This is a genomic window from Stenotrophomonas sp. 89682_Sma (genome assembly GCF_056481405.1).
Window position 1 is genome coordinate 3,430,705 of record NZ_CM151147.1, and the last position, 20,124, is coordinate 3,450,828.

Below are 20,124 nucleotides of genomic sequence, written 5' to 3' on the forward strand. Positions count from 1 at the left end.
GCTACCGTGGGGCAGCGGCATCACCGCCGCAGGGGACATCATGGCCGCGACCTCACAACGCCTCGGGCTGCCCGCGTTGACCGCACTGGTGGTCGGCTCGATGGTCGGCGCCGGCATCTTTTCATTGCCGCAGAACGTGGCGCGCAGCGCCGGGCCGGCGGCGGCGCTGCTCGGCTGGGCGGTCAGTGGCGCCGGCATGCTGATGCTGGCCTTCGTGTTCCAGGCCCTGGCCAACCGCCGGCCGGACCTCGATACCGGCATCTACGCATACGCGCGCGAAGGCTTCGGCAACTACATCGGCTTCTCCGCTGCGTGGGGCTACTGGGTTGCCTCGGTGCTCGGCAACGCCAGCTTCTTCGTGCTGATCTTCAGTGGCCTCGGCCACTTCATGCCGGTCTTCGGTGAAGGCAATACCCCGGCCGCCGTGGCCGCTTCGTCGCTGCTTCTCTGGACCGTGCACCTGCTGGTGCTGCGCGGCCTGCGCACCGCCGCCATCGTCAACGGCCTGGTGACGGTGGCCAAGCTGCTGCCCATCACGCTGTTCCTGATCCTGGCCGCCGGTGCCTTCCGCATGGATGTGTTCCGCGCCGATTTCCTGGGCACGCCCGCACTCGGCGACCTCGGCCAGCAGCTGCGCGGCATGATGCTGGTGACCGTGTGGGTATTCATCGGCATCGAAGGCGCCAGCATCTACTCGCGGCGCGCGGCCCGTCGCGCCGATGTCGGCCGCGCCACGGTGATCGGCTTCCTCGGCGTCTGGCTGCTGCTGGTGCTGGTCAGCCTGCTGTCGATGGGCGTGCTGTCGCAGGCCGAACTGGCCGGATTGCCCAATCCGTCGATGGCTTACGTGCTGCGCGCCATCGTTGGCGAGTGGGGCGCGACGGTAATCATCATCGGCTCGATCATTTCGGTACTCGGCGCGCTCCTGGCCTGGGTGCTGCTGTGTGCCGAAGTACTGTACGCCGCTGCGGGCGACGGCACCATGCCGGCCTTCCTGGGCCGCGAGAACGCGCGCGGCGTGCCGGCCAACGCGCTCTGGCTCAGCAACGGGCTGATTCAGCTGTTCCTGCTGCTGGTGCTGGTCAACTCCGGCAGCTACACCGGCCTGGTGCTGCTGGCCGCGTCGATGAGCCTGGTGCCCTACTTCCTGTCGACCGCGTTCGGCGTGCAGCTGGCCTGGCGTGGCCAGGCCTATGCGGGTGAACCGGGTGTGCGCTGGCGCGATTTCGTCGTTGCCCTGCTGGCCAGTGCCTATGCATTGTGGCTGGTGTATGCCGGCGGCCTCGACAACCTGCTGCTGTCGGTCCTGCTCTATGTGCCCGGTGTGGTGGTGTTCGCACTGACCCGGCTCCAACGCGGTGAGCAGGTATTTACGCGTTGGGAATGGGTGCTGTTCGGTGCCATTCTGGTGGTAGCCATCGCTACGCTGGTCGCGTTCTCCAGAGGTGAGCTGGCACTGTAGAGCCGAGCCCACGCTCGGCTTGGCACAGGCAGCCAAGCATGGCTCCGCTCTACAGCTGGCGTTCCGGCAGCACGCCGATATCCTGCATCCAGCGCTCGGCCAGCCGCGGCCACGCCGTCACCGGTGCATCCTTCATGCGCAGCCCGAACGCGTGGCCACCGCGGGCGAACAGATGCATTTCGACGGGCACGCCTGCATCGATCAGCGCCTGGTAGTAGGCGAGTGATTCGCGCACATCATCGGTGCGATCATCGGTGGCCTGCGCAATGAACGTCGGCGGCACCGCGTCGTCCACGACGATGTCCCTGACCAGCGAGAGCCCCTTGCCATGCCCGGCCCACAGATGGCCGGAGTACATCACCATCGCGAAATCCGGACGGCTGGACTGCGAGTCGGCCGCGTCGACCGCCGTGTAGCTGCGACGTGCGTGCGTGCTCAATCCCGCCACCACGTGACCACCCGCCGAGAAACCGATCACCCCCACCCGCTTCGGGTCGATGTTCCAGCGCAGTGCGTGCGCGCGCAGCAGGCCCATTGCACGTTGCGCGTCCTGCAAGGCCATCGGCACCGTCGGGTTGTCGCGACAGTTGCAGTCGGGATCCCAGTTCGGGCCGGACGCCGGCACGCGGTATTTCAGCAGCGCGCAGGTGATGCCCTGCGCGTTCAGCCAATCGCAGATCTCGCTGCCTTCCAGGTCCATCGCCAGCACCCGGTAACCACCACCGGGCACCACCATCACCGCGGTGCCATTGGACGGTCCTTTCGGCGGAAACACGGTAAGTGTCGGCACGGCCACGTTCTGCAGCATCGTCCAGCGTTCTCCGCTGGCCTTGGAAACTGCTTCGCCAACCTGCTCGGGGCCTTTCAGTTTTGGCGGCGCCTTCACCGTGCCCTGCGGCCACAACGGCAGCTCGGTGGTGCCCTGCGGCGGATGCCAGGTTGGTGGTGCTGCGTTCGCTTCAGCGAACGGCAACATCGCAAGCAGCAGAGAACCCAGGGACAGGAGTGCGCGCACGATCAACTTCCGTGGTTGGAGCAGCAGATTGTAGAGCCGAGCCCATGCTCGGCTGCATCCTCGAAGCCGAGCATGGGCTCGGCTCTACAACACGGCAAAAAAAAGACCTGCATCTTGCGATGCAGGTCTCTTCAATGTGGCGCCCGAAGTTGGACTCGAACCAACGACCCCCTGATTAACAGTCAAGTGCTCTAACCGGCTGAGCTATTCGGGCAGACGACTAGTATAACCACTCTTCACGCGCGATGGTAGGGGTGATTCGCAATCATTGCGGCGGCCCGGTACAACTGCTCGGCCACCACCAGGCGCACCAGCATGTGGGGCAGCGTCAACGGTCCGATCGACCACTTCTCATCGGCCAGCGCGGAGACTTCCGGCGAATGCCCTTCCGGGCCGCCGATCAGGAAGGCAAGGTCCCTGCCCTGCCCGCGCCAATGCTCCAGGCGCTGTGCCAGCTGCTCGGAACTGAGCTGGCGGCCCGGCACATCCAGTGCGACCACATAGGCATTCTTCGGCAGTGCGGCGATCACGCGCTTGCCTTCGTCTTCAGTGGCGCGGCGCGGATCACGGCCCTTGCCACGCAGGCCGGGCTCGATTTCCACCAGCTCGAACGGCAGCCAGTGCGACAGCCGCTTCTGGTACTCGGCGAAACCCTGCGCCACCCAGCTGGGTGCGCGTTCACCGGTAGCAATCAGGCGGGCTTTCATCAACGGTCCTCCAAAACGTCGACGGCGCCATCGGCGCCGTCGAAGGGATGCATCAACGTGCGGCTCAGGCCACTTCGTCGTCGCTGGACGGCGGCTGGTCGCCAACGGTCCACAGGCGCTCAAGTGCGTAGAACTCACGCACGCGCGGCAGCATCACATGCACGATCACGTCGCCCAGGTCGACCAGCACCCACTCGGCTTCGCGCTCGCCTTCAACACCCAGCGGCATCACGTCGAGATTCTTGGCGAAGCGCACGACTTCATCGGCGATCGACTTGACGTGGCGGGTCGAGGTGCCCGAAACGACGATCATGTAGTCGGCAACGCTGGACCGGCCGCGCACATCGATCTCGACCAGGTCCTTGGCCTTCAGGTCTTCGGTGGCTTGGCGGACGCTGGCCAGCAGTTCCGGCACGGACGGCGGCGGGCTGGGCAGATCGACCTTGATGGTCTGGGGCTGGGTCTGGTTGCTCAAAGTGGATCGACTCGATAAACGTGGGGGCGATTATACGGGCAAGCCGCGGTGGCGGCATTCACGGCGTAGGGGAGCGGTACAGGCCGTGCGCGGCCACATAGTCGGCCACGGCCGGCGGCAGCAACGCCCGCCAGGGGCCGCCGGCGGCGATCTGCGCACGCACGGCACTGGCCGATTCCTCGCGCAGTGGGTGATGCAGGCGCAGGATGCGCCCGGCCGGACTGGCGAACAGGGCCTGCTCGTTGTCGGCCCAGCGCCCTTCCAGCGCGCGGCCCAGTTCGCCATCCACCGAGGCCTGCAGGGGACTGCCCGGGCGCTCGGCCACCACGAAATGGGCCAACCCGAACAGCGCCCCCCATTCATGCCAGCGGGTCAGGCCGAGCAGGCTGTCGGCCCCGACCAGCCAGGCCAATGGCCGGCTGGGGCCCAGCTCGCCGCGCAGTTCGCGCAGGGTGTCGACGGTGTAGGACGGGCGGCCGGGAAAGCGTATGGCGCGATCCAGTTCACGATGGTCCAGCAGCAGGCCAGGCTCATCGCCGATGGCCAGCGAAAGCATGGTGAAGCGCTGGTCAGCGGTTGCACCCGGCACCGCGCGATGCGGCGGATCAGCCGCCGGCAGCATGCGTACAGCGACCTGCAGTTCATCACGGGCAGCACGTGCGATGGCGAGGTGCCCGAGGTGCACCGGATCGAAGGTGCCCCCGTAATAGATCCGCAGGCTCATCACTCAGGCCCGCGCCAGCAGGCGCACGGCACGCGGTTCGGCCACGGCTACCAGCAGGCGTTCCAGCGCCAGCCAGGCGTCACCGTCGGCGCGCCCCTTGGCGATACGGTCGACCAGTCCGGCCTCGGCCACGAAACGTTCCCAGCGCTTGCCCTCGGGGTGCCGCTGCAGCGCACGCTTGTAGGGCGCTTGCCGCGATTCCCAGATGCCGCGCGATTTCATTTCGGCGGCCAGATTGCCGCCGCGCGCCTGTACACGGGCCAGGCCGGCACCCGCCAACAGCTCGCGGATCACCATTGGCATCAGTGCGGCCACCGCCTCGCCTTCGCCACGCAGGCCCGCCAGCATGCGCAGCACCGCCGGCGGCTGGCCGGAGAACGTGGCTTCCAGCAGCCGGAAGACGTCATAGCGCGCGGCGTCGGCCACCAGCGATTCCATCCGTTCCACGTCCAGCGGCTGGCCGTCGGCCAGCAGCGCCAGCTTGTCGATTTCCTGCGCGGCGGCCAGCAGGTTGCCTTCCACCCGCTCGGCCAACCGCTGCACCGCGGCAGGGTCGGCACGCAGGCCCTTGCCACGCAGGCGGCGCTCGATCCAGTCCGGCAGTTCGTGCGGCTTGATCGCCCAGGCCACCGACAGCACACCGATGCGACTGACCGCCTCGGCCCACTTGCCCTGGTGGGCCTTGCTCCATTCGTTGGCGGTAATCATCAGCACCACGTCCGGCGCCGGGTTGGCGCAGAACTGGCTGATCACCTCGGCGCCATCCTTGCCCGGCTTGCCACTGGGCAGGCGTACCTCGACCAGGCGGCGGGCACTGAACAGGCTGGGCGCGTTGAAGCTGGCGTCGAGCTGGTTCCAGTCGAAGTCACGACCATCGGCGTCGAACACTTCCCGCTCGCCGATGCCGGCGGCGCGCGCGCGCGCGCGGATGGCGTCGGCCGCCTCCAGCACGCGCAGGGTTTCCGGGCCGGCAATCAGGTAGACCGGCGCCAGCGGGGTGTCAGCGCCCTGGCTGGCCAGCTGCTCCGGACGCAGTTCCATCGTCGCGACTCAGTGCTTGGCTGCGGGAACCGGCTCGGCCGGCTCCGCGCCTTCAACCGGCTTGGCCTTCGGCGCCGTCAGGCTGCCGCCCTTGTCGATCTCGGCACGCACCACGCTGTCGATGCGGCGGATGATCGACGCGGACATTTCCCGTCGCAGCTCATCGGCCAGGATTTCGCGTTCGGTGGTGGTACCGGTGGCGTCGGTCGGCGGCGACACGTAGTCGCGCGACAGTTCGATCACCTGCTGCGGCACCAGCTCGCTGCCATCCTCGCGACGGAAGATGAAGATCACCGCATAGCGCAGGCTGTACTCCTGCGCACGGCCCTGCGAGTCGATGGCGATCGGCAGGTCACCCCAGCGTTCGGACAGCACCTGAAGCTGGGTGCTGGGCCCCTTGCTGTCCTCGTCGGCCAGCCTGGCACCGGATGCCAGCAGGCTGCGATTGAGCAGCTTGACCAGTTCGCTGTAAGGCGCGGTGGAGACCACCTTCACCGGCGCCGTGTCGGTCGGCAGCATCAGCTTGTTGCGCAGATGGAAACCGCAGCCGGCAAGGCCGAGGACAAGAACGAGGGCAAGCAGGATTCGGGTCATGGAGACAGTCTGGCGGAGCCGGGCGATCACGGCAACACACAGCCTGCCCGAAGCCGCGTGAATGCAGGGCCATCAAGTGCATGGCCCCGCACCGGGAGGGTACCGGCCACCGCGGGGGTGGCCGGCCCAGGATGCATCAGGCAGCGACGATGTTCACGATCTTGCCCGGCACGATGATGATCTTGCGCACCGCCAGGCCTTCCATGAACTTGGCCGCATTCGGTTCGGCCAGGGCCAGTGCTTCGACCTGCTCGCGTGCAGCATCGGCGGCCACCTCGATGGTGCCACGCAGCTTGCCGTTGACCTGCACGGCCAGGGTCAGCGCGTCGCGCACCAGCGCACCGGCGTCGGCCTGCGGGAACGGCTGATCCTCCAGCAGCGTCTCGCCATGGCCCAGCACCTGCCACAGGGCGTGGCTGGCATGCGGGGTGATCGGGTTCAGCAGCAGCACGATGGCCTGCAGCGCTTCCTGCCGCACCGCACGCCCCTGCTCGCTGCTGTCCTCGAACTTGGCCAGCGCGTTCATCAGTTCCATCACCGCCGCGATGGCGGTGTTGAAGCTGTGGCGGCGGCCATAGTCGTCACCGACTTTGCCGATGGTCTCGTGGGTCTTGCGGCGCAGCGCCTTCTGGTTGGCGTCCAGCGCGGCCACGTCCAGTGCCGGGGCGGCACCGTCGGCGGCGTGCTTCTGCACCTGGGCCCACAGGCGGCGCAGGAAGCGGGCCATGCCGTCCACGCCGGCTTCGTTCCACTCCAGCGACTGTTCCGGCGGGGCTGCGAACATCGAGAACAGGCGCACGGTGTCGGCACCGTACTTGTCGACCATCGCCTGCGGGTCCACGCCGTTGTTCTTCGACTTGGACATCTTCTCGGTGCCACCGACCACCACCGGCTGGCCATCGGCGATCAGCGTGGCGCCCGTGATGCGGCCGCGCTCGTCGCGCTGCACTTCCACATCGGCCGGGTTGATCCAGTCCTTCGAGCCGTCCGGGTTCGGGCGGTAGTAGGTCTCGGCGATCACCATGCCCTGGCACAGCAGGTTGCGTGCTGGTTCGTTGCTGTCCACCATCCGCGCGTCGCGCAGCAGCTTGTGGTAGAAGCGGAAATACATCAGGTGCAGGATCGCGTGCTCGATGCCGCCGATGTACTGGTCGACCGGCAGCCAGTAGTTGCCGCGCTTGTCCACCGCATCACGGGCGCCCGGCGAGGTATAGCGGGCGTAGTACCAGCTCGACTCCATGAAGGTGTCGAAGGTGTCGGTCTCGCGCTCGGCCGCGCCGCCGCATTCCGGGCAGGTGGTCTTGCGCCATTCCGGATCGGTCTTGATCGGCGAACCGGTCCCCGAGAACGCCACGTCCTCCGGCAGCACTACCGGCAGCTGCTCTTCCGGCACCGGCACCGCACCGCACTTGTCGCAGTAGATCACCGGAATCGGGCAGCCCCAGTAGCGCTGGCGGCTCACGCCCCAGTCGCGCAGGCGATAGTTGACGCGGCGCTGGCCCTGGGCCTTGCGCTCGAAGCGTTCGGCCAGGGCTTCGAAGGCGCCCTGGAAATCCAGCCCATCGAATTCGGCCGAGTTGACCAGTTCGGTCTGGCGGCTCTTGTCGCTGTACCAGTCCTGCCAGCGGGCACCGTCCCAGGTGCGCTCGTCGTCGTTGCGCGGGTCCTTCAGGGCGATGACCTGCACGATCGGCAGGCCGTACTTGTTGGCCACTTCGTTGTCGCGCTGGTCATGGCCCGGAACAGCCATCACCGCACCGGTGCCGTAGCCCATCAGCACGAAATTGGCGACCCACACCGGCACCTTCTCGCCGGTGACCGGATGGATGGCACGCAGGCCGGTGTCCATGCCGCGCTTTTCCTGGGTCTCCAGCTCGGCCTCGGACACGCCGCCCTGCTTCATTTCCGACAGCAGCGCAGCCAGTTCCGGGTTGTTCTTCGCCGCGTGCAGCGCCAGCGGATGTTCGGCGGCGATCGACACGAAGGTCACGCCCATCACGGTATCCGGACGGGTGGTGAACACGCGCAGCGGATCCAGCACGCCGCCGTCGATGTCACGCACGTCGAACTGGATTTCCAGGCCCTCCGAGCGGCCGATCCAGTTGCGCTGCATGGTCTTGACCGAGTCCGGCCAGCCGTCCAGTTCATCCAAGCCGTCCAGCAGTTCCTGGGCGTAATCGGTGATGCGCAGGAACCACTGCGGGATCTCGCGCTTCTCGACCAGCGCACCGGAACGCCAACCACGGCCGTCGATGACCTGCTCGTTGGCCAGCACGGTCTGGTCGACCGGATCCCAGTTCACCACCGCGTTGCGGCGGTAGGCCAGGCCCTTGCGCATCAGGCGGGTGAACATGCGCTGCTCGTGGACATAGTAGTCCGGGCGGCAGGTGGCGAATTCGCGCGACCAGTCCACCGCATAGCCCATGGCCTTGAACTGGCCACGCATGTGCTCGATGTTCTTGTAGGTCCAGGCCGCCGGTGCGGTCTTGTTCTTGATTGCCGCGTTCTCCGCCGGCAGGCCGAACGCGTCCCAGCCCATCGGCTGCAGCACGTTGTGCCCAGTCATGCGCTTGTAGCGGCTGATCACGTCGCCGATCGTGTAATTGCGCACGTGGCCCATGTGCAGCGCACCGGACGGGTACGGAAGCATCGACAGGCAGTAGTACTTCGGCTTGTCCGAAGTCTCGTCCACTTCGAAGGCACGGGTGGCGTCCCAGTACTGCTGGGCGGCGGATTCAACCTGCTGCGGGTCGTAGGCGTTGGTTTCAGCGCTGGTCATGGAACACGCGGATGCGGCGGCAAAGCGGTACAGCGTACCGCAGTGCGGCATGGGGCTCCAATCCCGGCCGCCGGCCAGTGCCGCTGCCGGCACCCACGATCCGTCTCAGCGCGGTCGCGACGGCGGCAGCGCAACCACCAGCCACAGTGCCCAGCAGGCGAACGCCACGCGCTGTGCCAGTGGTGCCGGCACCAGGCCCTGCAGGGCGAAGGCGGCCAGGGCCGCGAGCGCCCCGCAGGCCACCAACAATCCCCCCTGGACACGTCCGTGCGCCTGGCGCACGTTGAAAATGCCCAGCAGCAGTGCGCCGGTGACGAACCCCAGTACCCAGATCATCCAGGCGCTGGCATGCAGCTGGCTGGCTGGCCCGTGCAGGTCGTCCACATCCAGCGGCAGCAGGCCCATCGCAGCGAATGCGAGCCCGGCCAGCAGCAGCATCTGGCTGCCGACCCGCGGTGCCCAGCCAGCCGTGGCAGGCAACCGCCGGCGCAGGCACTCGGCCACCACCCCCGCCAGCAGGCCCGGCAACACGAAGCCCAGCAGATTGAAGGCCAGCGCGTGCGGCACGCCGTGTGCGCCCAGCAGGGCCACCGGGTGGCGGGCCTGTGCATAGCCGTCCAGGCCGGCGCCGAAGCCCAGCACCGCCAGCACGAACAGCAGTGCGGCGGCGAGGCCGGACAGGCGCAACAGGGAAGGCAGGGAGGTCATGCGGGCTCCAGGAGCAACGGCGGCGGGAACGACGCATTGTCGGGGATTTGCCGCAGTCCGGGTTGAGACGGCCATCGATCGTCACCATAGAATCGGTCTCCAGATGCCAATCGATGCCTCCCCCATGACCGAGACGACCTACGTATTCGACGCCACCACTGCGACCTTCGAGGCCGAAGTCCTGCAGAAGTCGCTGCAGACGCCGGTGCTGGTCGACTTCTGGGCCACGTGGTGCGGCCCCTGCAAGACCCTGGGCCCGATGCTGGAAAAGCTGGCCGCCGAATACAACGGCGCCTTCGAGCTGGCCAAGGTCGATGTCGACAAGGAGCAGCAGATCGCCGCCGCCTTCCAGATCCGCTCGGTGCCGACCGTGTTCCTGGTCAAGGGCGGCCAGCTGGTGGACGGCTTCCCGGGTGCCATTCCGGAAGGCCAGCTGCGTGAATTCCTGGCCCAGCACGGCATCGTGCCGGCCGACATTGGTGACACTGCCGCCGAGGACGAAGCGCCGTTGGATCCGCAGGCACAGGTGGATGTACTGCGTGCGCAGATCGCCGCCGAGCCGGACAAGGACGAGCTGAAGCTCGACCTGGCCTTGGCCCTGCTGCAGATCGGCGGCGTGGACGAAGCCGGCACGCTGATCGACGGCCTGCCCGCCAATCTGGCCACCGACGACCGCGCCGTGCGCGCCCGCGCCCGCCTGTCCTTTGCCGCCGCGCTGAAGGACGCCCCGGCCGCCGAGGTGCTGGACGCGCGTATCGCCGCCGACGGCAAGGACCTCAAGGCCCGCCACCTGCGCGGCGTGCAGCTGCTGCTCGGCGGCCATGACGAAGCCGCGCTGGCGCAGTTCCTGGAAATGCTGCGGATCGACCGGAGTTTCGAGGAAGGCCTGCCGCGCAAGGCGCTGATCGACGCCTTCAATGTGATCTCCGACGAGGACCTGGTCGGCCAGTACCGCCGCAGGATGGCCTCCCTGCTCTTCTGAACGGGAGCCGGGTTCGTTCAGAATCCCTGCACTGGACGCAGGCAATAATGCGCGCGATGGCGGCCGTACGGCCGCCACGATCCGTTCGGGGGGATGAGGTCGGGGCCATGGGGTCTTGCAGCTGCACCCCCGCATTGCCGGGATTGCAAAACTGTGACCTTCGTCCGCTCGCTGTCGTCTGCCATGCGCTTCCAGGGCGCCCTGTTCTGTGCCCTCCTCCTGCTGCCGGCCATCGCCGCCGCGCAGGACTGGAACTACCGGGTCCGTCCCGGCGACACCCTGTGGGATCTGGGTGGCGTGTATCTGAAACCCTCGGTGCGCTGGCAACAGCTCCAGCAGCACAACCGCATCGACAACCCCTACCGGCTGCCGCCCGGCCAGCTGCTGCGCTTTCCCATCAGCTGGCTGCGCACCGAACCGGCGCCGGCGCGGGTGCTCTCGGTCCGCGGCAAGGTCGAACTGTCCGGCGGAGACGGCAGCGCCAGCCGCGCCATCCAGGCCGGCGAGCAGCTGCACATCGGTGACACCGTGCAGACCCAGGGCGAATCCAGCGTCACGCTGGAATTTGCCGATGCCTCGCGCCTGCAGCTGCGCGAGTACTCGCGCCTGCGCCTGGACCAGCTCAGCCGCTATGGCCACACCGGCATGGTCGACACCCGCCTGCGCCTGCAGCAGGGCCGCGCCAGCAATCGGGTGACGCCCGCGCGCGGCCCGGCATCGCGCTACATCATCGATGCGCCCACCGCCACCAGCAGCGTGCGCGGTACCGTCTTCCGGGTCAGTGCCGGCGACGGTCGTGATGTCGCGGCCACCGAGGTCCTGCAGGGCAAGGTGCAGGTCGGCAACACCCATGGCCAGCGCATGGTCCAGCCGGGACAGGCCACCCGCAGCGCCAGCGCCGACGCCGCGCCGGATGCGGTCTCCGCGCTGCTGCCGGCACCGCAGCTGCGCAGCGATGAACTGCGCCTGGCCCCGTTGCCGACGCTGCTGGCATGGACTCCGGTCACCGGCGCCGCCCATTACCGCGTTGAAGTGGTACAGGCCGCCACGCCGGAGATCCTGCTGTTCGCTGCCACCACCACCGATACCCGCCTGGCCATCGGCGATCTGCCGCCGGGCCAGCTGCGCATCCTGCTGCGCGCGGTCGATGCGCAGGGTGTGGAAGGCATCGACGCCAGCGCCGACTTCGAACTCAGCGAGCAGCCCCCACCGCCGCTGACCCTGGCCCCGCTGCATGGACAGACAATCAACAGCGACCGCCCGCGTTTCCGCTGGAGCCAGGCCCCCGGTGCGCGCAGCAGCGTGCTGCAGATCGCGGCCGATTCCACCTTCGTACAGCCACTGCAGGAACAGACCAGCACCGGTACCGATCTCCGTCTGGCGCAGCCATTGCCGCCGGGTCACTACTTCTGGCGGGTCGCCTCCCGCGATGCCAACGGCCACCAGGGGCGCTATGGCCAGGCCCTGCCGCTGCAGCTCAGCAACGAACCGGTCGATCCTGCGCTGCAACCGCCCGAGGCAGCGCATGGTGAACTGACCCTGCGCTGGCAGGCCGGCAGCGAAGGCCAGCGCTATCGTGTGCAGGTCGACCGCCGCGGCGACTTCAAGGCACCGCTGGTCGACGAAACCGTGGCCGAACCGCAGGTCAGCTTCAAGCGTCCGTGGCGCGGCACCCTGCACGTGCGCGTGCAGTACATCGACGATGACGGCCATGGCGGAGAGTTCTCGCCTGCGCAGCAGATCGCCCTGCCGTGCCGCCTCTGCTATGGCACCGGCGGTGGTGCCCTGCTGCTGTGGCTGCTGTTGTGAGGCGCTCGCCGCTGCCGTGGTCGAAGCGGATCCTGCTGGCCATGCTGGCCGGGATACTGACCATCGTCGCCAGCCAGGGCCAATGGCTGTGGCGGCAGGACGAGGCCACCTACGACGCGATGGTCGGCAGCTGGGACTATCGACCCGATCCGAGCGTGCTGATCGTGGCCATCGACGAAGGCAGCCTGCAACGCATCGGCCAATGGCCGTGGCCGCGCTCGGTCCACGCCCGGTTGCTGGATCGCCTGACCGATGCCGGTGCCGAACGGGTCGCGCTGGACCTGATGCTGTCCGAGCCGGACCGCCGCGACAGCCGCCAGGACGAGGCGCTGGCCGCGGCCATCCGTCGCAATGGCCGGGTGGTGCTGCCGGTGCTGGCCGCACCTGCAGCCGGTGATCGCATGGCCGAGGAAATGCTGCCGGTTCCGCAGATCGCGGCCAGTGCCGCCGCCATCGGCCACACCGATGTTGAGGTGGACAGTGACGGCGTCGCCCGCGGCATCTACCTGCATGCAGGCATCGGCAAGGCGCATTGGCCGGCGCTCGGGCTGGCCCTGACCGGCCTGCCCGCCGGCGCGGTGCACGGCCTGCCCGACCCTGATCCCGAGGTGGGTTCGCCCTACCAATGGCGGCGCAACGACTACGTGCGGGTGCGCTATGCCGGCCCCCCCGAGCAGTTGCCGCAGGTTTCCTACGCAGACGTACTCGATGGCCACGTGGACATGGCGATGCTGCATGGCCGCCGCATCATCGTCGGCATGACCGCCAGCGGCATCGCGCCGCGCCTGCTGACCCCGACCACCCGCGAATTCTGGATGAGCGGCAGTGAGTACCAGGCCAACATCGCCTCGATGCTGCTGCAGCACAAGCAGATCGAGGTGCTGCCCCGCGTATGGCAGCACACCATCAGTGCCGTGCTGGTGGCGCTGTGCGTGATCCTGCTCGGCCTGCGCCTGCCGTGGCTGGCGGCGTTGTGTTCGCTGCCGCTTGCCCCTCTGCTGAGCTGGCTGCTGTTGCGCACCAGCAACCTCTGGTGGGCGCCGGCCACCGCCCTGCTGGGCATCGTGCTGGTACTGCTGGCCTGGGCGATCTGGCGGATTTCGGCCTGGCACCGGCAGGCCAACCGCGACGCACTGACCGGCCTTGGCAATCGCCTGCGCTTCGAACAGGCATTGCAGCAGGAATGCGACGCCGCGCGACGCAACGGCAAGCCACTGAGCCTGGCGCTGATCGACGTCGACCACTTCAAGCGCCACAACGACCGCCATGGCCACCAGGTCGGCGACCGCGTGCTGCGGGACGTCGCCCGGTTGATCGGCGCGCATGCGCGGCGCCCGCGCGACATGGCCGCGCGTTACGGTGGCGATGAATTCGCGCTGGTATTGCCTGATACCCCGGCCGAGGGCGCGCGGCTTGTCATCCAGGACCTGATCGACTGCGTGCGTGCGTTGCCGGTACATGGTGATGGCAGCGACGACCGGGTGACGCTCACCGTCGGCGTGTTCACCCGGGTACCGGACGGCGAGCTGCAACCGCACCATTTCGTCGAAGGGGCCGACACAGCGCTGTACCAGGCCAAAGCGAATGGGCGCGACGGGTATGTGATCGACGGCGGCGCGTGACCAGCGCCCCAGGTGCAACATACGCATGCGAATGGTTAGACTGGGCACCTCGCCCAGCGCCCCCGGATCCGCATGAACGCCCGCCTGTTCCGCTTCGGCATCAACCTCTGGCCGCCCTTCCTGTTCACCGGCATCCACGTCACCCGCATCACCCCCGACTACCGGCAGATCGATGTCGAGCTGCGCCTTCGGCCATGGAACCGCAACTACGTTGGCACCCACTTCGGTGGCAGCCTGTTCGCGATGACCGATCCGTTCTGGATGCTCGGCCTGCTGCACATCCTCGGCCGCGATTACTACGTGTGGGACCGCGCAGGCGCCATCGACTTCCTCAAGCCCGGCCGTGGCACCGTACGCACATCATTCCGCATCGACGACGCGCTGCTGGGCGAACTTCGCGCCGAAGCCGCCAGCGGCGACAAGGTGTTGCGCTGGTTCAGCAATGACGTGGTGGATGAAAGCGGCGAGGTGGTCGCACAGGTCCGCAAGCAGGTGTACCTGCGCCTGAAGCCGCACGCGCGCTGATCCACCGCACAGGCGCTATCCTCTGGCCCCCTGCCATGGAGGCTCCGATGCGTCCCTACACCCTTGCAGCACTGCTGAGCACCCTGCCGTGCGCGGCCCATGCACTCGACCTGCCGCCGGTGCAGTACCCGACGCTGCCGGCCCAGGCTGCCACTGCCGCCGGCTTCGTACCCGAGGGCTGGACGCTGGAGTCCAGCATCGAAGGCGATCTCGACCGGGATGGCCGCGCGGACCTGGTGCTGGTGCTGCGCCAGCAGGATCCGCGCAATGTCATCGAGCACGATGGCTTCGGCCCATCCCCTTACGACAGCAACCCGCGCATTCTCGCCGTGGCGTGGTCACGCCCGGCCGGCTATGTGCTGGCAGTGCAGGACCACCAGCTGATTCCTCGCCCGGACAACCCGGTGATGAGCGACCCGCTTGAAGATGGCGGTGTCAGCATCCAGCGCGGCACGTTGAGGGTGGCGCTGTTTTCCTTCTCCAGCGCGGGAAGCTGGTCGATGGGTACCACCGCCTTCACCTTCCGCTGGCAGGACGATGCCTTCGCGCTGATCGGCTACGACCAGAACTCGGTGATGCGCAATTCAGGACAGGCCACCTCGGTGAGCGTGAATTTTTCCACGCGCAAGGTGAAGCATACCGAGGGCAGCATCGAGGACGACAAGGAAAGCGTGCGCTGGCAGCCACTGCGCGGCAGCCGCCGCTGGACGCTGCAGACCGTTGGTGATGGCTGGGCGTTCGATCCGCAGGCCGGCGACGACTGACCTGCGGCTCAGTCGCGGGCAGCGGACGTTGAGCCGGCGCCGGCCACCAACGGCACCGACAGCCACGGGCTTTCGTCGTTGCTGCGGGACGGCGAGCGGCGTGGCACCTGCAGATGGCGGCCATCCGCCGACACCTGCGGCGCCCGCACCGGCGAGGCGAACTGCGCCGGCAACCGCTGCAGGGCATCCACCGGATCCCCCGGCTGCTGCCGCAGCCAGCGCTGTGCGCCCAGCAGGCGCAGCATCGCCGCCGCGTCCTGGGGGCGCGACGAATAGGCCGGATAGACCGGGCCCGCAATGTCGGTCAACAGGCAACCCATGACGTTCGACAGGCAACCGAAGTCACGCTGCGGCGGCGCCGGTACCGGCAACGGACGGTCCGCCTCCAGCGCAGCGTTCGCCGCCGCGCCACAGGCCCAGCCGAGATTGCCGGCCGCACGGGCCAGGGTGCTGCTGCGGTCCAGCACCAGCACGCCGCCGAATTCCCGCGCCGAGGTCTCGATCGCCACCTGGTTCATCGCATACTCGCCCTGCATCGCACGGCACAGGCTCTGCTCGTCGGCCCGCATCGGCTGCATGGCCTGTTCGCATTCGGCCGGCAGCGGGTAATCGGCAGGCAGTTCGACCAGCATGTCGGCCAGCAGCTGCGCATTGGCCTGCACCAGGCTGGCGCCGATGATGCTGTCGACCAGATAGCTGCCACCGGGTACCAGCCGCCGGCCCAGCTGCACTCCCCGGCAGCTGCCGCGCAGGGCACCGTCGATGTCGCCCTGTACGAACGCCAGCGCGCGTGCGCTGGTGGCATCGACCACCAGCCCGTAGGTCGGCATCGGCACCAGGATGCCCTCCCGCTTCGGCTGGAACGGCGACACGAAGTGGTCCGCATCGGCCAGCGCATCCAACCGCGCATGCAACTGGTGATGGCCCGCATGGGCGTCGACGAAACGCTGCAGGTCGGCGCGTACCTGGGCCAGGCAATCGCGGGCCGCAGGCCCGCAACCGGCGGCCGCCCGTGATCGCAATCCTTCATGGCCGGCGGCCTGATGAGGGTGGGTAACACTGTTACCGTGCGGGTCGGCGTCCCAGCGCCGCACATCCTCCGCCAACGCCTGCTCGCGCTGGCCGGCATCCAGATCGTCAAAAGCCAGTGTCCACAACAGCGGATAACCATTGCGCCCGTTCGCCGGCAGCCGCGCCTCCAGCCGTTGCTGCGCCTGCAACCGCGATTCCGGCACCGGCCACATGCGTGAGGCACACCACACTACGATGGCCAGCACCAGCAGGCCCGCCAGGGTCCATCCCAGTCCGCGCAGAATCTTCAACACAGCTTCCCTTCCATGGCGCGTTGCCGCAGTCGATCCGCCAGCGTAATCGACCGCCAGTGACCGCTACAATGCGTGCATGTCGCTCGAAGCCCCCGCCCTGGTCCCCCGCCCCTCCCTGCAGCGCCTGTTCCTGACCGGCCTGCTGACCCTGCTGCCGATCTGGCTGACCTGGGTCGTGGTCAAGTTCGTGTTCGTGCTGCTGTCGGGCATCTCCAGCCCGTTGGTGGTGCCGCTTTCCGAGCAGATCGCGACAAGCTTCCCGCATTACCTCGGCTGGGTCCGTGCCGAGTGGATCCAGGACACCATCGCCCTGCTGGCCACCCTGCTGGTGATCCTGGCAGTGGGCGTGGCCAGCCGCCGCGTGCTCGGCCAGCGCCTGCTGCGCTGGGTCGGCGCGGTGATCAAGCGCATTCCACTGGCCAGCATCATCTACGACAGCGCCAAGAAGCTGCTGGACATGCTGCAGACCGAGCCGGGCAGCACCCAGCGCGTGGTGCTGATCGACTTCCCGCACCGCGACATGAAGTCGGTAGGGCTGGTCACCCGCGTGATCAAGGAACACGGCACCGACCGTGAACTGGCTGCGGTGTACGTACCAACTACGCCGAACCCGACCTCGGGCTATCTGGAAATCGTGCCGGTGGAGCTGTTGACGCCCACCGACTGGACCGTCGACCAGGCCATGAGCTTCATCATTTCCGGCGGCGCCGTCGCACCGTCCAGCGTTCCGTTCACGCGCGCCGGCGAACGCAGCGAATGACCACCGCGCCGATCGAGCGCCCGCTGCAGGACCGAGCGGTGCTGCTGTTCATCGTGCTGGCCGCGTTCTTCTGCGGCAATGCGGTGCTGGCCGAGCTGATCGGCGTGAAGATCTTCGCGCTGGAAGATACCCTCGGCATCGATCCGCTGAACTGGAACCTGTTCGGCCAGACCGGCTCGCTCAGTTTCACTGCCGGTACGCTGCTATGGCCGGTGGTGTTCATCATGACCGACACCATCAACGAGTTCTTCGGCAAGCGCGGCGTGCGCTTCATCTCGTGGCTGGCGGTGGTGCTGATCGGCTACGGTTTCCTGTTCGCTTTCGCCGCCATTTCGCTGGCGCCGGCCAGTTGGTGGGTCACCTCGATGGACGGCCACGGCGTGCCCGATTACCAAGCCGCATTCGCAGCCGTGTTCGGCCAGGGCATGTGGACCATTGCCGGTTCGCTGGTGGCATTCCTGCTGGGCCAGCTGATCGACGTGGCGGTGTTCCATCGCATCCGCCAGGCCACCGGCGAACGCCATGTGTGGCTGCGCGCGACCGGTTCCACCGCAGTCTCGCAGGTGGTGGACAGCTTCGTGGTGATCTGGATCGCCTTCGTGCTGGGCCCGCAGCACTGGCCAACCTCGCTGTTCCTTGCGGTCGCCAGCGTCAACTACGTGTACAAGATGGGCTTTGCGATCGCCCTGATTCCGTTGCTGTACCTGATGCGGCGTGCGATCACCCGTTACCTGGGCGCCGATCGCGCGGCGGCATTGCGTGCCGCGGCCGCGGCTGACTGAAGCCCCAGCGCCACCAAGCTGACTGCGCCTTCACGCTGGCCGTACGCGCGCGGATCGTGCAAGCTCCACGGTCTGTGTTCCACGGAAGCTTCTTGATGCCTTATTCCCCCCGCGTCCTGGCCGCTGCCATTGCCGCGTTGTTCCTGTTCAGTGCCGTGCCGCCGGCTGAAGCAGCGAAGAAGAAGGCCAGCCGCCCTGCCGCTGCGCAGACCCGCCAGGCCGCCAAGCCCAAGGCCAGGCCCGCCCGCGCCACCGCACCGGCCCGTGGCAGTTCGGCGCGCCGCGCTGCGCCGCGTCCGGTCGCACCGGCCCGTGCCGTGCCCAAGCAGGTACAGCTGGAGCGCCTGTACGACGAGTACTGGGATGCCTCGATGCGGTTGAACCCGCTGCAGGCCACGTTCCAGGGCGAACCGCGCTACAACGACCAGCTGCCCAACATCCTGTCCGCCACCTGGCGCCAGCAGTCGCACGACTTCACCACGCAGTGGCTGGGCAAGGTCGAAAAACTCGGCAGCGACGGCCTGCAGGGCCAGGACCTGCTCAGCTACGAGATCTTCGTACGTGACGCGCGCGCCTCGCTGGCTGCCGAGCGTTACCCAAGCTGGATGATGCCGATCAGCCAGTACTACAACATCGGCAGCATCATGGCGATCCTCGGCTCCGGCGCCGGCGCGCAGCCGTTCAACACCGTGCAGGACTACGACACCTGGTCGCGCCGCTCGCTCGGCATTCCCGAACTGTTCGACCAGGCCATCGACAACATGCGCCAGGGCATGAAGGCCGGCGTGGTGCAGCCGCGCGACCTGATGGAAAAGGTGCTGCCGCAGCTGGATGCGGTGATCAAGCCGACCGCTGAAGAGAGCATCTTCTGGTCGCCGATCCGCACCATGCCGAACACCATCGCGGCCGAAGACAAGGCGCGCATCAGCGCCGAATACAAGCGCATGATCGAGCTGCGCATCATGCCGGCCTACCGCGCCCTGCGCGGCTTCATCGCCACCGAGTACCTGCCGGCCACGCGCGCCAGCAGCGGCATGGGCGCGCTGCCCGACGGCCAGGCCTGGTATGCCAACCTGATCGTGCAGACCACCGCCAGCGACCAGACCGCCGCGCAGCTGCACGCGCTGGGCGAACAACGCGTACAGGAACTGCAGGCACAGATCGCCACGGTGATGAAGGACGCCAAGCTGCGCGGCACACCGACCAAGCTGCTGCGCAGCATGCGCAACGATCGCCAGTTCCAGTACAGCGATGCCAATGCGCTGATCAGCCGCTACCGCCAGGTGCAGCAGCAGGTCAACGCGCGCCTGCCACAGGTGCTCGATACGCTGCCGAAGTCCGCACTGGAAGTGCGTGCGGTGGAACCGGAACGTGCGCTGACCGCCGCCGCGGCCGCTTACCAGCCGTCGCCGGCCGGCCAGCCGGGCGTGCTGTACATCAACACCCGCGACCTGCCCAGCCGCAAGCGCTGGAGCGTGCCGGTGCAGTACCTGCATGAAGCGATTCCCGGCCATCACGTGCAACTGGGCCTGCAGCAGGAACTGGCCAAGCTGCCGCGCTTCCGTCGCCTCGGTGGCGATCTTGCGTTCGTCGAAGGCTGGGGCCTGTACGCCGAAACGCTGGGTGAAGACCTCGGCGTCTACACCGATCCCTACGACCGTATCGGCTACCTGTACTCACGCCTGCTGCGCGCCGCGCGCGTCGTCGCCGACACCGGCGTCAATGCACAGGGCTGGAGCAAGCAGCAGGCCGTGGCCTACCTGCAGAAGACGGTGGACATGAGCAGCGATGATGCCAACGCTGAAGTCGAGCGGATCATGGCCCAGCCCGGCCAGGCTCTGTCGAACGTCGCTGGCCTGACCACCATCGTTGCCCTGCGCGACAAGGCCAAGGCACGCCAGGGTGCAGCCTTCAATCTGCGCCGGTTTCATGCCGAACTGCTGAAGGACGGCTCAATGCCGCTGGACGTGCTGGACCGCAAGATGGAGCGCTGGATGGCGCAGCCGGCCAGCGCTACGTCCACGCCTTCACCCTGACCCTTCCGGAGCCG

General features: G+C 67.7%; 18 protein-coding genes and 1 tRNA gene. 9 read left to right on the plus strand and 10 right to left on the minus strand.

The window, feature by feature from the left end:
- The first annotated feature begins 40 nt into the window (after positions 1-40).
- Positions 41-1,462: a basic amino acid/polyamine antiporter gene (locus ACZK29_RS15960; RefSeq protein WP_111204461.1), complete on the plus strand. Its 1,422-nt coding sequence runs from the start codon at positions 41-43 to the stop codon at positions 1,460-1,462.
- A 49-nt stretch (positions 1,463-1,511) separates the two neighbouring features.
- On the opposite strand, the gene ACZK29_RS15965 is transcribed toward ACZK29_RS15960, so the two are convergent.
- The 9 genes from ACZK29_RS15965 to ACZK29_RS16005 form a co-directional block, all read right to left on the minus strand.
- Positions 1,512-2,465: an alpha/beta hydrolase gene (locus ACZK29_RS15965; RefSeq protein WP_428999923.1), complete on the minus strand. Its 954-nt coding sequence runs from the start codon at positions 2,463-2,465 to the stop codon at positions 1,512-1,514.
- Positions 2,466-2,614: 149 nt separating this feature from the next.
- A tRNA-Asn gene (locus tag ACZK29_RS15970) sits at positions 2,615-2,691 on the minus strand.
- Between the two features lie 22 nt (positions 2,692-2,713).
- Positions 2,714-3,184 (minus strand): 23S rRNA (pseudouridine(1915)-N(3))-methyltransferase RlmH, encoded by a 471-nt coding sequence (gene rlmH / locus ACZK29_RS15975; RefSeq protein ID WP_005418108.1) that lies wholly within the window; start codon positions 3,182-3,184, stop codon positions 2,714-2,716.
- Positions 3,185-3,248: 64 nt separating this feature from the next.
- Positions 3,249-3,659 (minus strand): ribosome silencing factor, encoded by a 411-nt coding sequence (gene rsfS, locus ACZK29_RS15980; protein WP_005410536.1) that lies wholly within the window; start codon positions 3,657-3,659, stop codon positions 3,249-3,251.
- A gap of 58 nt (positions 3,660-3,717) precedes the next feature.
- Positions 3,718-4,386, minus strand: coding sequence for a nicotinate-nucleotide adenylyltransferase (gene nadD / locus ACZK29_RS15985; protein ID WP_478446234.1), 669 nt, complete (start codon positions 4,384-4,386; stop codon positions 3,718-3,720).
- Positions 4,387-5,424, minus strand: coding sequence for a DNA polymerase III subunit delta (gene holA / locus ACZK29_RS15990; protein WP_111204449.1), 1,038 nt, complete (start codon positions 5,422-5,424; stop codon positions 4,387-4,389).
- Positions 5,425-5,433: 9 nt separating this feature from the next.
- Entirely contained in the window at positions 5,434-6,018 is a 585-nt protein-coding gene (locus ACZK29_RS15995; protein ID WP_111204450.1) for an LPS-assembly lipoprotein LptE, read from the minus strand.
- A 136-nt stretch (positions 6,019-6,154) separates the two neighbouring features.
- Entirely contained in the window at positions 6,155-8,797 is a 2,643-nt protein-coding gene (gene leuS / locus ACZK29_RS16000) for a leucine--tRNA ligase (protein ID WP_478446235.1), read from the minus strand.
- Positions 8,798-8,902: 105 nt separating this feature from the next.
- Positions 8,903-9,505, minus strand: a complete 603-nt coding sequence (locus ACZK29_RS16005) for a DUF998 domain-containing protein (protein ID WP_111204451.1) — start codon at positions 9,503-9,505, stop codon at positions 8,903-8,905.
- A gap of 124 nt (positions 9,506-9,629) precedes the next feature.
- On the opposite strand from ACZK29_RS16005, the gene trxA reads away from it, so the two are divergent.
- The 5 genes from trxA (at position 9,630) to ACZK29_RS16030 (ending at position 15,207) form a co-directional block, all read left to right on the plus strand.
- Positions 9,630-10,487, plus strand: coding sequence for a thioredoxin (trxA, locus tag ACZK29_RS16010; protein ID WP_106550588.1), 858 nt, complete (start codon positions 9,630-9,632; stop codon positions 10,485-10,487).
- A gap of 153 nt (positions 10,488-10,640) precedes the next feature.
- On the plus strand, positions 10,641-12,296 hold the full coding sequence (locus tag ACZK29_RS16015; RefSeq protein WP_459047183.1) for a FecR family protein: 1,656 nt from the start codon (positions 10,641-10,643) through the stop codon (positions 12,294-12,296).
- The gene (locus ACZK29_RS16020) at positions 12,293-13,918 is read left to right on the plus strand and encodes a CHASE2 domain-containing protein (RefSeq protein WP_111204453.1); all 1,626 of its coding nucleotides are present in this window, start codon (positions 12,293-12,295) and stop codon (positions 13,916-13,918) included. Before ACZK29_RS16015 ends, ACZK29_RS16020 begins: the two co-directional genes overlap by 4 nt.
- 72 nt (positions 13,919-13,990) lie before the next feature.
- The gene (locus tag ACZK29_RS16025) at positions 13,991-14,443 is read left to right on the plus strand and encodes a DUF4442 domain-containing protein (RefSeq protein WP_111204454.1); all 453 of its coding nucleotides are present in this window, start codon (positions 13,991-13,993) and stop codon (positions 14,441-14,443) included.
- A 47-nt stretch (positions 14,444-14,490) separates the two neighbouring features.
- On the plus strand, positions 14,491-15,207 hold the full coding sequence (locus ACZK29_RS16030) for a hypothetical protein (protein WP_111112137.1): 717 nt from the start codon (positions 14,491-14,493) through the stop codon (positions 15,205-15,207).
- Positions 15,208-15,215: 8 nt separating this feature from the next.
- Here the strand turns inward: ACZK29_RS16030 and ACZK29_RS16035 are convergent, their stop codons facing one another.
- Positions 15,216-16,532: a hypothetical protein gene (locus tag ACZK29_RS16035; protein ID WP_459047184.1), complete on the minus strand. Its 1,317-nt coding sequence runs from the start codon at positions 16,530-16,532 to the stop codon at positions 15,216-15,218.
- Between the two features lie 76 nt (positions 16,533-16,608).
- Between ACZK29_RS16035 and ACZK29_RS16040 the strand changes: the two genes are divergently transcribed.
- The 3 genes from ACZK29_RS16040 to ACZK29_RS16050 all read left to right on the plus strand — a co-directional run bounded on the left by ACZK29_RS16040 (position 16,609) and on the right by ACZK29_RS16050 (position 20,110).
- Positions 16,609-17,292 (plus strand): DUF502 domain-containing protein, encoded by a 684-nt coding sequence (locus ACZK29_RS16040; protein ID WP_111204456.1) that lies wholly within the window; start codon positions 16,609-16,611, stop codon positions 17,290-17,292.
- Positions 17,289-18,074, plus strand: a complete 786-nt coding sequence (locus tag ACZK29_RS16045) for a queuosine precursor transporter (protein ID WP_111204457.1) — start codon at positions 17,289-17,291, stop codon at positions 18,072-18,074. Before ACZK29_RS16040 ends, ACZK29_RS16045 begins: the two co-directional genes overlap by 4 nt.
- A 95-nt stretch (positions 18,075-18,169) precedes the next feature.
- Entirely contained in the window at positions 18,170-20,110 is a 1,941-nt protein-coding gene (locus tag ACZK29_RS16050) for a DUF885 domain-containing protein (protein WP_111204458.1), read from the plus strand.
- The last annotated feature ends 14 nt before the right edge of the window (positions 20,111-20,124 follow it).